Annotated in this window: 13 protein-coding genes; 6 read left to right on the forward strand and 7 right to left on the reverse strand. The window is 72.2% G+C overall.

Annotated features, from left to right (window positions below; translation table 11 throughout):
* Positions 1–25 precede the first annotated feature (25 nt).
* From ACFWPS_RS14315 to ACFWPS_RS14340, 6 genes are all read left to right on the forward strand, one after another.
* Positions 26–1057, forward strand: coding sequence for an energy-coupling factor ABC transporter permease (locus ACFWPS_RS14315; protein WP_383704647.1), 1032 nt, complete (start codon positions 26–28; stop codon positions 1055–1057).
* A 1-nt stretch (position 1058) separates the two neighbouring features.
* Positions 1059–1850, forward strand: a complete 792-nt coding sequence (cbiQ, locus tag ACFWPS_RS14320) for a cobalt ECF transporter T component CbiQ (RefSeq protein ID WP_383704649.1) — start codon at positions 1059–1061, stop codon at positions 1848–1850.
* Positions 1838–2638 (forward strand): energy-coupling factor ABC transporter ATP-binding protein, encoded by an 801-nt coding sequence (locus ACFWPS_RS14325; protein WP_383704651.1) that lies wholly within the window; start codon positions 1838–1840, stop codon positions 2636–2638. The genes cbiQ and ACFWPS_RS14325 overlap by 13 nt, the downstream gene beginning before the upstream one ends.
* A gap of 53 nt (positions 2639–2691) precedes the next feature.
* Positions 2692–3177 carry a MarR family winged helix-turn-helix transcriptional regulator gene (locus ACFWPS_RS14330; protein WP_383704653.1) on the forward strand — a complete coding sequence of 162 codons (486 nt, stop codon included), beginning with the start codon at positions 2692–2694 and terminating at the stop codon, positions 3175–3177.
* Between the two features lie 219 nt (positions 3178–3396).
* On the forward strand, positions 3397–3801 hold the full coding sequence (locus ACFWPS_RS14335) for an organic hydroperoxide resistance protein (RefSeq protein ID WP_383704835.1): 405 nt from the start codon (positions 3397–3399) through the stop codon (positions 3799–3801).
* 103 nt (positions 3802–3904) lie between these two features.
* The gene (locus ACFWPS_RS14340; protein ID WP_383704837.1) at positions 3905–5074 is read left to right on the forward strand and encodes a serine hydrolase domain-containing protein; all 1170 of its coding nucleotides are present in this window, start codon (positions 3905–3907) and stop codon (positions 5072–5074) included.
* Positions 5075–5166: 92 nt separating this feature from the next.
* On the opposite strand, the gene ACFWPS_RS14345 is transcribed toward ACFWPS_RS14340, so the two are convergent.
* From ACFWPS_RS14345 to ACFWPS_RS14375, 7 genes are all read right to left on the reverse strand, one after another.
* A complete protein-coding gene (locus ACFWPS_RS14345) occupies positions 5167–5442 on the reverse strand; it encodes a DUF1876 domain-containing protein (protein WP_089102439.1) in 276 nt (91 codons plus the stop codon).
* Between the two features lie 89 nt (positions 5443–5531).
* Positions 5532–6413: an NAD(P)-dependent oxidoreductase gene (locus ACFWPS_RS14350; protein WP_383704655.1), complete on the reverse strand. Its 882-nt coding sequence runs from the start codon at positions 6411–6413 to the stop codon at positions 5532–5534.
* Between the two features lie 150 nt (positions 6414–6563).
* Complete coding sequence (locus tag ACFWPS_RS14355; RefSeq protein ID WP_383704657.1) at positions 6564–9317, reverse strand: alkaline phosphatase family protein; 2754 nt, start codon at positions 9315–9317, stop codon at positions 6564–6566.
* Between the two features lie 13 nt (positions 9318–9330).
* On the reverse strand, positions 9331–10692 hold the full coding sequence (locus ACFWPS_RS14360) for an ABC transporter permease (protein ID WP_383704659.1): 1362 nt from the start codon (positions 10690–10692) through the stop codon (positions 9331–9333).
* A complete protein-coding gene (locus ACFWPS_RS14365; protein ID WP_383704839.1) occupies positions 10689–11654 on the reverse strand; it encodes an ABC transporter ATP-binding protein in 966 nt (321 codons plus the stop codon). Before ACFWPS_RS14365 ends, ACFWPS_RS14360 begins: the two co-directional genes overlap by 4 nt.
* A gap of 131 nt (positions 11655–11785) precedes the next feature.
* Complete coding sequence (locus ACFWPS_RS14370) at positions 11786–12631, reverse strand: EamA family transporter (protein WP_383704661.1); 846 nt, start codon at positions 12629–12631, stop codon at positions 11786–11788.
* Complete coding sequence (locus ACFWPS_RS14375; RefSeq protein WP_383704663.1) at positions 12628–13149, reverse strand: YbaK/EbsC family protein; 522 nt, start codon at positions 13147–13149, stop codon at positions 12628–12630. Before ACFWPS_RS14375 ends, ACFWPS_RS14370 begins: the two co-directional genes overlap by 4 nt.
* Positions 13150–13169 lie beyond the last annotated feature (20 nt).

Genomic DNA, 13169 nt, shown 5'->3' on the forward strand with positions numbered 1-13169 from the left:
CGCAATAGACCCCTAAAATCGGACCGTGCATGTACCTGACGGATTCATCGACGCCCCCACCTCCGCGGCCACCGCCGTGGTCGCCGCCGGCGCCCTCGCGGTCAGCCTGCGCGGCGCCCGCCGTGAACTCGACGAGCGGACGGCGCCGCTGGCCGGCCTGGTGGCGGCGTTCGTCTTCGCCGTACAGATGCTCAACTTCCCCGTCGCGGCCGGAACAAGCGGCCATCTGCTGGGAGGAGCGCTCGCCGCGATACTCGTCGGCCCGTACACGGGCGTCCTGTGCGTGTCCGTGGTCCTCCTCATGCAGGGCATCCTGTTCGCGGACGGCGGGCTGACCGCGCTCGGTGTCAACATCACCGACATGGCGATCGTGACCACCGTGGTGGCGTACGCCGCCTTTCGCGGCCTGCTGAAGGTCCTGCCCCGCAGCCGGCGCTCGGTGACCGGCGCCGCCTTCGTCGCCGCCCTGCTCTCGGTGCCCGCCGCCGCGGTCGCCTTCACCCTGCTCTACGCGGTCGGCGGCACCACCGACGTCGCCATCGGCAAGGTGGCCGGCGCGATGATCGGCGTGCACGTCCTCATCGGCGTCGGCGAGGCCGCGATCACCGCCCTCACGGTCGGCGCGGTCGTCACCGTACGCCCCGACCTGGTGTACGGGGCGCGCGGCCTGCGCCAGGGGCTGAAGCTGCGCGTGCACGGCGCCCTGGTGGACGCGCCGGAGCCGACCGCGCCCGTGGCCGCGCGCACCTCCCGCCGCGCACTGTGGATCAGCGGTCTGGTGACCTCCCTGGTGCTCGCCGGGTTCGTCAGCTTCTACGCCTCCGGCAGCCCCGACGGCCTGGAGAAGGTCGCCCACGACCACGGCATCGACGCGAAGACGAAGGAGCACGCCTCGGCCGGCTCCCCGCTCGCCGACTACGGCGTCGAGGACGTCTCCGACGCCCGGCTCTCCGGCGGCCTGGCGGGCGTCATCGGGGTCGGCACCACCGTCGTCGCGGGCAGCGCGGTGTTCTGGGCGGTGCGCAGGCGCCGTACGAGCACGCCCGGGGCGCTCTGACATGGGGGCGGTCCACGCCCACCGGCTCTACCGGCACGCGCACTCCCCCGTGCACGCGCTCCCGCCGCACACCAAGCTCGCCGCCGCCTTCGCGTTCGTGGTCGTCGTGGTCTCGACCCCGCGCACGGCGATGTGGGCGTTCGCGCTGTACGCCGTGCTGCTCGCGTTCGTCGCGCACCACGCGCGCGTGCCCGCCGGTTTCCTCCTGAAGCGGCTGCTGATCGAGGTGCCGTTCGTCGCCTTCGCGGTGCTGCTGCCGTTCGTCGCGGAGGGCGAGCGGGTCGACGTGCTGGGCCTCTCGCTCAGCGTGAACGGCCTCTGGGGGGCCTGGAACGTTCTGGTCAAAGGCACCCTGGGCGTCGCCACCTCCGTCCTCCTCGCGGCCACCACGGAGCTGCGCGCGCTGCCCCTCGGCCTGGAGCGGCTGAAGCTGCCGCCGCTGCTCGTCCAGATCGCCTCCTTCATGATCCGCTACGGCGACGTCGTCACCGACGAGCTGCGCCGGATGCGGATCGCCCGGGAGTCGCGCGGCTTCGAGGCGCGGGGCGTGCGTCACTGGGGCGTGCTCGCGAAGTCCGCGGGCGCCCTGTTCATCCGCTCCTACGAGCGCGGGGAGCGCGTCCACCTGGCCATGGTGAGCCGCGGCTACTCCCCCACTACTAAACGTGTGGGAGGTGCCCCCAGTGCGATGCCGGTCATCGACGAGGTGACCGCGTCCCGGGCGCAGTGGTCCCACGCCCTCGCGCTGCCCTTGTCCGCCCTTGTCGTCTGCGCGTTGGGATGGGCCCTGTGACCACCGCTCCCGCTTCCCCTGTGACCACCGCTCCCGCTTCCCTTGAGGTCTCCGGCCTCGCCTTCGCCTACCCGGACGGGCACCAGGCCCTGTTCGGCGTGGACTTCTCCGTGGCGCGCGGCGAACGGGTCGCGCTGCTCGGGCCGAACGGCGCCGGGAAGACCACCCTCGTACTGCACCTCAACGGCATCCTGGGCGGCGGCACGGGGACCGTCACGGTGGCCGGACTGCCGGTCGGCAAGCGGCACATGGCGGAGATCCGGCGCCGGGTCGGCATCGTCTTCCAGGACCCGGACGACCAGCTGTTCATGCCGACGGTCCGCGAGGACGTGGCGTTCGGACCGGCGGCGGCCGGCCTGAAGGGCGCGGATCTGGAGGCACGCGTGCGTGCCGCCCTGGACCGGGTCGGCATGGCCGGCTTCGCCGAACGCCCGCCCCACCACCTGTCCTTCGGGCAGCGCCGCCGGGTGGCGGTGGCGACCGTCCTCGCCATGGAGCCGGAGATCCTCGTCCTGGACGAGCCCTCCTCCAACCTCGACCCGGCGTCCCGGCGCGAACTCGCCGACATCCTGCGTTCCCTGGACGTGACGGTCCTGATGGTCACCCACGACCTGCCCTACGCCCTGGAGCTGTGCCCGCGCGCCCTCGTCCTGAGCGACGGCACCATCGCCGCCGACGGGCCCACCGCCGAACTCCTCTGCGACGACGCCCTGATGCGCGCCCACCGGCTGGAACTGCCCTTCGGTTTCGACCCGCGCGCGGGGACGGCGGGGCGCGGGAGCGACTGAGGCGTTTCCGTGACGGCCGTCCCGCCCGTCCGCGCATCCGAGAGAATGGGCGCGTGACGCATCAAGAGGACGCCGGGCCGGCCGCCGGGCCGCTCGCCGGGCCGCCGCGGCTGGACGACCAGCTGTGCTTCGCGCTGTACGCCGCGCAGCGCGCCGTGACCGCCGCCTACCGCCCGCTCCTCGACGAACTCGGGCTCACCTACCCGCAGTACCTCGTGCTGCTCGTCCTGTGGGAGCGGGGCGAGACCACGGTGAAGGAGCTGGCGGAGGCGCTCCGGCTGGACTACGGCACGGTGTCGCCGCTGCTGAAGCGGCTGGAGGGGGCGGGTCTGGTGCGCAGGGAGCGCTCGGAGCGGGACGAGCGCTCGGTGCTCGTCGCGTGCACCGGGCGCGCGGAGGAGCTGAGGGAGCGCGCGGCGCGCATCCCCGGCGCCCTGCTCACGACGACCGGGCTCGACGGGGCCGACGTGGCACGGCTGCGCGAGGAGTTGCGGGAGCTCGCGGAGCGAGCGGGCAGGGCGGCCGCACGCCCCTCGTAGCAGCGCGCACGCCGGTACTGCGCGCCGCGCGTCGCGCTCCACGATCCGGCCCCTGTTACCCACGGTTTCCACCCCCTGCCCCTCCCGGGGCTTCCTACCGGTCGGTACCTTGTGCACGATGTGCTTGCACACTTCTGTGTTGCCCACCACTGTTTCTGCCCTGGGGGAGGTCCCGCCGTGATCGAAGGCGCCACCGTCGACTCTCGTCCGACGAAGATCATGTATGTCGCCGAGGCGACCGCGCACGGCGGCCGGAACGGGTATGTCAGCAGTCAGGACGGCCAGATCGAGCTCAAGGTGGCGATGCCTCCGGCGCTGGGCGGGGACGGCAACGGCACCAACCCGGAGCAGCTGTTCGCGGCGGGCTACAGCGCGTGCTTCCACAACGCGCTGATCCTCGTCGGCAACCGCGCGGGCTACGACCTGACCGGCTCCACGGTCGCCGCGAAGGTCGGCATCGGCCCCAACAAGCAGCGCGGCTACGGCCTCGCGGTCGCCCTCAGCGTCTCGCTCCCGGTGCTGGACGGGGACATCGCGGCGAAGCTGGTGGACGCCGCCCACGAGGTGTGCCCGTACTCGAACGCGACGCGCGGGAACATCGAGGTCACCATCGTGCTCGGCTGACCCCGGGGTACGTGCCGCAGACCACGTCGTAGCGAGGAATCCAGGGCCCGACGGCCATGTTTCACCCACTGTCACCGGCGAGTGAAGGGATCCGGACGTGGGCGTGGACGTGCACGGCACTGTGGCCGAGGGCTTCGAGCCGGTCAGGGACGCGTTCGCGGGCAACTTCGAGCTGCTCGGGGACCGGGGCGCGGCGGTGGCCGTGTACCGGGACGGGCACCGGGTCGTCGACCTGTGGGGCGGTGCCCGGGACTTCGACGGGGACGCCGGCGAGGCGCCCTGGGAGCACGGCACCGCCCAGATCGTGCGCTCGGCGACCAAGGGCGTCGCCGCCGCCGTACTGCTGCTTCTGCGCCAGCGCGGGGAGCTGGACCCGGACGCGCCGGTGGGTGAGTACTGGCCGGAGTACAAGGCGGCCGGCAAGGAGCGGACGCTGGTGCGGCAGCTGCTCGCGCACCGGGCGGGCGTGCCGGTGCTGGACCGGCCGCTCACACCCGTGGAAGCCGCCGACCCCGACCTCGGCGCGGCCGCGGTGGCGGCACAGGCACCGGTGTGGGAGCCGGGCACCGACCACGGCTACCACGCACAGACGTACAGCTGGCTGACCGGTGAGCTGGTGCGGCGGGTGACCGGGCGGACCGTCGGCGAGTGGATCGCGGACGAGATCGCCGGGCCGGCCGGCGCCGAGCTGTGGCTCGGGCTCCCCGCGGCGGAGCAGGCGCGCGTGGGGCGCGTCGGGCCCGTGGCGGCGCAGGAGACCGCGGGCGCGCTCCGGACCCGGCCCAAGCGCGCCGTCTCCGAGGCGTACGCCGACCCCGGGTCGCTGACCCGCCGGGCGTTCGGCGCGATCAGCCCGCTCCCGGACGAGAACGACCCCGGCTACCGCGCGGCCGCCCTCCCCGCCTCCAACGGCATCGCCACCGCCGACGGCCTGGCCCGCTTCTACGCCGCCCTGATCGGCGAGGTCGACGGCGGCAGGCGGCTGTTCACCCCGGAGACCGTGGAGCTGGCCCGCACCGAGCAGTCGGCCGGTCCTGACCGGGTGCTGGTCGTCTCCACCCGCTTCGGGCTCGGCTACATGCTGCACGGCAGCGCGTCCCCACTGCTCTCCCCCGCCTCCTTCGGGCACCCGGGCCGCGGCGGCGCGCTCGGCTTCGCGGACCCCGAGTCGGGCATCGCCTTCGGCTATGTCACCAACGGCTTCCGCAAGAGCGTGACGGCGGACCCACGGGCGCAGGCGCTGGTGCGCGCGGTGCGCACGGCGCTTTCGTAACCACTGAACGCGCCACCGCACGCACCACCGCGCGCTCCCGTGCGCGCCTGCGCTCCCGTGCCTCTCACACGTTGCTTCTCACACGTCGCCTCTCACACGTTGATCGGGTGCGAGTGCCGCCCCGACAGCGCGTCGATCTCGCCGTGCGCCTTGGACAGCAACTGCATGGCCAGTTCGTTGAGGGCGCGGGCGCCGGCGATCTCCTCGCCGACTCTGGGCTGGTTGCTGTCGGACTCGTGACGGCTCGCGTGGCCGTGCGCCCGTACCTCGGTACCGTCGGGCAGGCGTACCAGGGCCACCGCGCGCGTGTGCGTGTCGTCCTCCAGGAACTCCATCTCGACATGCCATCCCACAGCGGTCTTCATCATGTTCATCATGGGGTCCACCTCCGGAATCGCTGCTTCCAGGGTGCTCCCTCGGGGCCCGGACCGTCACGTCGGCGCAGGCCCCCGGCCCGCTACCGGTCCTCGAAGCTGGCGAAGTACGCGGCGGCCATGTCCTCGTCCGCGTGCCCCTGGGCGGCGGCACGGGCGAAGCGCTCGGCGGCCGCCTCCGCGACGTCGAGGCGCACACCGTGGCTCGCGCCCGCGGCGACGATCAGCCGGGCGTCCTTCCCGGCGGTGTCCACCGCGAACGAGGGCGGAGTCAGCCCGCCGTCGAGGATCAGCCCGGCCTTGGCCCGCAGGTAGCCCATGTCGAGGGGGCCGCCCGCGATCAGGTCGAAGAAGCGCTGCGGGTCCACGCCGAGGCCCTGCGCCAGCGCGACCACCTCGCCGGTCGCCGCGGTGGCCGCGAGGACCCAGCTGTTGGCGACCAGCTTGAGCCGGGTCGCGGCGGCCGAGGAACCGTCGTCCCCGGTCCACACCGTGCGGGCGCCGACCGCGTCGAAGACGGACGTGGCCGTCTCCCGGCCCTGCTCGGGCCCCGCGGCCAGGACGGTGAGCTGTCCGGCCTCGGCGGGCTGGCGGGTGCCGAGGACCGGGGCGTCGTAGAAGACCAGGCCGTGCTCGCGGGCGAACGCGGCGAGTTCGGGGATCTGGTCGAGGCCCGCGGTGGTCGACTGCACCCAGACGGCACCGCGGCGCAGCGCGCCGGCCGCCTCGCGCATCGTCTCCAGCGCGGTGGCGCCGTCGTACAGCATGGTCAGGACGACGTCGGCGCCCTCGACGGCCTCGGCCGGTGTGCCGGTGACCTGGGCGCCGTCGGCCGCGAGGGGTTCGGCCTTGGCGCGGGTGCGGTTCCACGCGCGGACGGTGTGCCCGGCCCTGAGGAGGTTGCGGGCCATCGCGGCGCCCATGATGCCGGTGCCCAGCATGCCCACGGTCGGCTTGTCGGTCATGACGTCTCCCTGTCCTCGTGTGTTCCGCAGCCAGCTTGGCGTACCGCGGGCCACCGGGGCGCACGGCATTCCGGCATCGCGGCATCGTGGCGGAAAACGCAGGGGACCCCGGCCCTCGCGGCCGGGGTCCCCTGATCTGAGCGGGCCGGATCAGCCGTCGTTCTCCGCGGACGGGAGGTAGGCGCCCGGCACGTCATTCGGCACGTAGATCTTCTTGTCACCGGGGTAGGGCTTGGTCCAGTTGTGGGTCTGGTACCAGGTGTAACGGTTCATCTGGGTGGGGTTCGCGTAGTCCGGCACGGCGTTCTTGCCGGTCAGCCGCTGATGCGAGGCCCAGGCCTGCCACTGGGCCGCGACCTTCTTCTCGGCCGCCGGGACGGAGACCGACGTCGGCGCGGCCGCCGCCTGGGCGTCCTGGGCCGCCGGGGTGTCCGAGCCGCAGGCCGGCTGCGGGTTCACGCCGAGGGTCAGCGAGGTCCGGTTCGGGACCGCCGTGAACGGCGTGTCGTCCGCCTTCTTCGTGAACGCCCCGTACATCGGGGTGGCCGCGCTGTCGAGCTGGTTCATCGGGTGCACCCCGAGGATCTGCTCGATGGTGCGGACCATGGTGATCTGCGAGTAGTAGCGGTCGTCGACCGTGCCGTGCTGGGCGTACGGGCTGATGACCTGGACCGGGGCGCGGTGGCCGTCGACGTGGTCGAGGCCGGCCTGGGAGTCGTCCTCGACGACGAAGATCGCCGAGTCCTTCCAGTACTTGCTGTGGGTGATCTCGTCGACCATCCGGCCGACGGCCAGGTCGTTGTCGGCGACCTCGGCGGCCGCGTTCGCGGGGCCGCCGGTGTGGTCGTTGGAGAACCAGAACATGTTCAGGTTCGCCGGGCCGTTCTTCTCGAAGTCCTGCTTCCAGATCTGCTCTTTGTAGATGTCCGGGACGTCGAGGTCGAACAGCGGGAAGCCCTGCACCGACACGTCGTTGAGCGAGGGGATCGCCGAGCCCGTCTTGATGGGGTAGGCGGTCTGCGCCCCGGTCGCGGCCATGTTCTTGCTGTCGCAGTACAGGTTCTGCCAGTTCGCACCGGCCGGCTTGCTCTCGTACGACTGGAACTCGCCGAAGTCCTTGACGGTCTGGCCGGCCGCCTGCGCGCCGGTCCACAGGAACCCGGTCTTCTGGTGGCCGAGGACGTCGTTCTCGGTGTCGTAGCTGCGCGTGTACTCACCGGCCGACGACTCGGTGTACTCCGGGTTGTCGGACTGCATCAGCCAGTTGTGGCCCTCCGCGGAGTTGGTGCCGATGTCGTAGAAGTTGTCGTACAGGCCGAACTGCTGGGCCAGCGCGTGCTGGTTCGGCGTCACGTTCTCGCCGAACTGGGTGAGCGAGGAGTTTCCGTTGCCCTGCGGGAGGTCGCCGAAGACCTGGTCGTAGGTGCGGTTCTCCTTGACGAGCAGGAAGACGTGCTTGATCGTCGACGGGTCGCCGATCCGCTTCGGGACCGGGACGGCCTTCTTGTCGCTGTTGGCCTTGGCCGTCTTGACCGAGTTGGACGTCCAGCCGTTCTGCTTGAACACCTTGTTCGTCTCGGACCTGACGACCTGGTCGCTCGGCAGCGTGAACTGGGTGAGGCTCGACGTGGTGTCGTGGGTGTTGTGGCCGGCGGCGTCGGGGCGGCGGGCGTCGATGCCACGGGTGTTGGCGACGACGACCTGCCTGCCGACGGCGGTGATCCCCGACGGGAAGTAGTCGGTGGGGAGCAGACCGACGTAGCGCGCGGGCTGCTGTGCGGAGGTGTAGCGGTAGACGGCGACGGCGTTGGCGCGGCCGAGGGTCACCAGGAGCCGGCCGTCGTCGGTGAGCGTCACCGCGTTCGGCTCGTAGCCGACGGACGCCTCCGGCCACGGCTGGGTGGAGATGGTCTGGACGACCTTGTCCTTGCGGGTGTCGATGACGGACACGTTGTTGTCGGCGGTGTTGGTGACGAACACCGCGCCCTTGCTCGCGTACACGGCGGTCGGGTGCAGGCCGACGTCGATGGTGCCGACGGCGGCGGACGGGTCCGCGGTGTCGATGACGCTGACCGTGCCGGTGGTGCTGGCGCCGGTCTTCGGGTTCGCCACCACGTCGGTGCCGTAGGAGTTGATGGTGGTGTCACCGGCCTGGGCCGGGCGCCCGCCCTCGTTGCTGACGTAGAGCTTGCCGCCGGCCAGGGCGATACCGCGCGGGGCGTTGCCGACCGCCCAGGTCTGCTTGATCGTTCCAGTTGCCGCGTCGATGGCGACGACCTTGTTCTCGCCGTTGACCGCGGAGTACACGGTGGAGCCGTCGGCCGAGAACACGGCCGCGCCCACCAGCGCCTGCTTGGAGCCGTCGGCCGCGATCGGTACGGCCGTGGGGCTCGCGAGGGTGCCGTCCGCGTTGACGGTGAACTTCGTGTAGCCGTTGGCCTGACCGAGCCACAGCTGCTTGCCGTCGGGCGAGTAGGTGGGGCCTTCCTGGCCGACCGCGCCGCTGCTGATGCGCAGGTCGTCGGCCGCGTTGGTGCCGATCTTCTGCTTGACCTGACCGGTCGCCAGGTCCACGACGACCAGGGACGCGTCGCCGTCGGCGATCGAGGCGGCGAGGTGGGTGCCGTCCGGGCTGACCGTCGACGACATGATCTTGCCGTCGTTGATGACGCTCCGGGTGCCGTACGGGTTGATGTATTGATCGGCGGAGACGACCTGGCCGTTGGCGGTGGTCTGGCCGACCTGCTGAGTGCCGAACTGGTACGTCGAGGCGACCGCGGTGCCCGTGACGCCGAGGGCGACCGCGATACCCGACGTGACCAGCAGGGCGCGGCGGCCGACGCGTCTGCCGAAGAGGTTGAACTGCTTCTTCTCGCTGATCCGACGCTGGCGTGTTACCTGCACGGAACTGTTCCCTTCAGTGGGTTTCGAGCAGGTCGACGTTGCCGTCGAACTGCCACAGCGGATTCGGGGCGTCGCCGGTCGGGGTCCGCACCAGGAAGTAGCCGTTGACTTCCTTGGGACCGTCGCCGTCGGCCACGAACCGCCCGTCCGAGGTGATGTCGAGCTGGTAGATCGCCGTCCCCGTGACCGCCGTGACGCCGGGGAGGTGCCAGCTCACTACGCAACGCCAGTCGTTGCCCGCGCCCTCCTGGGCGGCCTGGCCGTCGCTCTTGGTGCAGGCCGCCGTGGCCTTCAACTGCGCCTCGGTGACGGCGGGCCGGTGCAGCTGCTCGGTCTGCAGCCGGTAGAGGTGGGCGAAGACCGTGGCAAGGGACTTCTGCACCTTGTCCTGCTCGATCCCGGAGCCCGTCGACGGGGTGGCCACGGCGACCGCCCCTACGGTGACGGCGGTCAGCGCGGCCAGCGGCAGCACGCCGAGGGTGATCGCGCGGCGCCCGGAACCGTCGTAGGCCGGGTTGGTGAAGTCCCGCCGTACGAACAGCAGATAGGCCAGGACGGTGGCGAGGACCGCCCACACCAGGCTCACCGCGACGCCGATGAGGAGCGGGGCGAGCTGGGCGGGGCTGGTGAACAGGCCGTTCCAGGAGATGAAGGCGTAGCCGGGCAGGGCGAGGCGCACGGCGACGGGCAGCGGTAGCATCTGGGCGACCGACATCGCGAGCGCGACGACCGGGGGCAGCAGCAGACCCATCGGGGAACGGCCGAGGGCGACCGAGCCGAGCAGTCCGATCGCGGCCAGGGAGAGGGTCGGGGCGAGGGCCACCAGCCAGGCGAGCAGGACCCGGCCGGCCGCGTCGCCGGACGACAGCAGGTGGCCGTCGAGGCCGACCAGTGGCTGGTCGCCGACCGACGCCAGTCCGCCGGCCGTGCTGGACGCGGCCAGTCCGGCCACCAGCAGCAGGATGACGGTGAGGCTGGCCAGGGACTTCGCCACGAAGATCCGCGCGGGCGAGCGGACCGCCACCAGCAGGTGGCGCCAGGTGCCGAGCCGGTCCTCGGCGGCGAACACGTCACCGGCGACCACCGACGTCAGCAGCGGCAGTGCCCAGGTCCCCGCGAAACCCAGCATCACCAGCGGTCCGGCCCAGCCGGTCGCGTGCATCCAGCGCCCGAAGAGCGTGTCGGCGGGCAGTGTGCTCTGCTGACCGACCCCCGCGACGAACAGCCCCGGCGCGATCCAGCAGGCGAGCACCAGCAGCCGGATCCGCCACTGCGAGACCAGCTTCACCAGCTCGAAGCGGTAACCGCGCGACACCGGGACCCGACGGGCGCCGGGGGCGGTTCCGGTGACAGCGGCGTCTTGAGTGACGGTCATCGGCCGGTCTCCTGATGCTCCGTGAGGGCGAGGAACGCGGCTTCGAGCGGGGACACGACGGGGGCGAGTTCGCGCACCGCGACGCCCGACCGCACGACCTCCGCGACGAGTTCGTCGAGGGCGGGCACCAGAGCGCGTACGACGAGCACGTCGGGGTCCTTCCGCAGGCCGAGGCCGGTGTCGTCGACGAGCCGGATGCCGGCCACGTCCGCGGCGAGCCGGCGCGCGGCCTCGGGGTCGGAGGTGCGCAGCCGGTAGTCGAGTTCGCGGTTCTCGGCGGCCAGTTTGGTCACCGGGCCGGAGAAGACGACGCGTCCGGTGGCGAGGATGGTGACCTCGGAGCACAGCGCCTCCAGGTCGTCCATCCGGTGGCTGGAGAGCACCACGGCGGTGCCGTCGGCGGCGAGCCGGGTGAGGACGCCGTGCACATGTCTCTTGCCGGCCGGGTCGAGGCCGTTGGCGGGCTCGTCGAGCACGAGCAGCCGGGGCCGGGTGAGCAGGGCGGCGGCGAGCCCGAGCCGCTGGCGCATGCCGAGGGAGAAGCCGCGGGTCTTGTCGTCGGCGACATCGGTGAGCCCGACCTCGGCGAGCACGTCGTCGATCCCCGTGGTCCCCGCGGTCCCCGCGGTCCCGGTGTCGAGACCGCGGAGCGCGGCCAGCGCGGCGAGGTTCTGCCGGGCGGTCAGCGAGGGGTAGAGACCGGGCGCGTCCACGAAGCCGGCGACGCCGTCGGGGGCGGCGAGCGCCCGTTGGACCGGCGTGCCCAGGATCTCCAGCCGGCCGCCGTCGGCGACGGCCAGCCCCAGCAGCAGCCCGAGCAGGGTCGTCTTGCCGGCACCGTTCGGCCCGACCAGGCCGTGGATCTGACCTCGCGTCACGTCGAGGTCCACCGCGTCCAGCGCCACGACGTCACCGAAGCATTTGGTGACCCCACGGGCCCGGACTGCGTGAGCTGTGTCCATGAGTCCCATGCGTCCCTTCTTCCGCAATCCGCAGGGACTTTATGGAGAACACACAACCCGGGCACAGGTGGTCGGCTGAACGTTCGAGGAACGGTTCGTCAAGGCAACGGCAAGTCCGGTGAACTGACGCACTACCCGGCGTGCAGCATCAGCCCGATCCCGACGACCACCAGACCGGCCGCCGCGATCCTGGACGCCCCGAACCGCTCCTTGAAGAAGACCGCTCCGATGGCCGCCCCGACGATGATCGAGGACTCGCGCAGCGCGGCGACCGGGGCGAGTTCGGCGCGGGTCTGTGCCCACAGGACCAGTCCGTAGGCGAAGACGGACAGCAGGGCGCCGAAGAGCCCCAGGGCCGCGAACGGGCGGGCAGCGGTGAGAAGTTCGCCGCGTCTGCGGTACAGGGCGTACGCCGGGATCACGAGTCCTTGCAGGGCCATCAGCCACGCGATGTAGCCCACGGAGGATCCCGAGGCCCGGACCCCGAGGCCGTCCAGGACGGTGTACGCGGCGATCGTCAGGCCGGTGGCGAGGGCGGCCCCGATCGCCGTCCAGTCGGGGCGGCGGCCGCGCAGCCCCCACAGGGCGACCCCGGTGAGCCCGGCGCAGGACACGGCGATGCCCGCGGCCGCCGGGGCGTCGGGCACCTCGTGCGCGAACACGGCGGCGAACAGCGTCACCAGCAGCGGCGCGGTGCCGCGCGCGATCGGGTAGGCCTGCCCGAAGTCCCCGAGCCGGAAGGAGAGCATCAGCAGCGCGAAGTAGGCGACATGGACGACGGCGGAGGCGATCAGGTACGGCCACGCACCGGCCGCCGGTGCGGCGGAGAACGGCATCAGCAGCAGCCCGATCAGCACACCTCCGCCGGCGATCAGCGAGGAGCCGACGAGTTTGTCGGTGATCCGGTGGGCGATGGCGTTCCAGCTGGCGTGCGTGACCGCGGCGAACAGGACGGCCGCGGTGACCAGTGGGGTCACGCGCTGGGCTCGCGCACGTCCACGACGGTGGCGCCGGCGTGCTCCACCAGGGCGGCGGGCGCGATCGGGAAGACGGCGTGCGGGTTTCCGGCCGCGGCCCACACCAGGTCGTGCCGCAGCAGCGAACGGTCGGCGAGCACGCGCGTGCGCGTCCGGTGCCCGAAGGGCGGCACGCCGCCGATGGCGTACCCGGTCGTCTCGCGTACGACGTCCGCCTTGGCCCGGGTCACCTTCCCGGCGCCGAGTTCCTTGCGGACCAGTTCCACGTCGACCCGGGAGGCGCCGTCCATCAGCACCAGCACCGGCACCCCGTCGGCCGCGAAGATCAGTGACTTGCAGATCTCGCTCAGCTCGCACCCGACCGCCGCGGCGGCCTCGGCCGCGGTACGGGTGGCGTCCGGGAACCGCCGGATCCGCGAGGTCAGTTCCCCGAGGCCCAGCTCCTCCAGGGCGGCGGCGAAACGAGGATGGGCACCGGAGTCCCCGGCGTCGGCGTCAGTGGCGGCTGTCGTCGTCATGGGGGCACGCTAGCCAAGCG

The sequence above is a fragment of the Streptomyces sp. NPDC058457 genome (assembly GCF_042720695.1).
Taxonomy (GTDB): Bacteria; Actinomycetota; Actinomycetes; order Streptomycetales; family Streptomycetaceae; genus Streptomyces.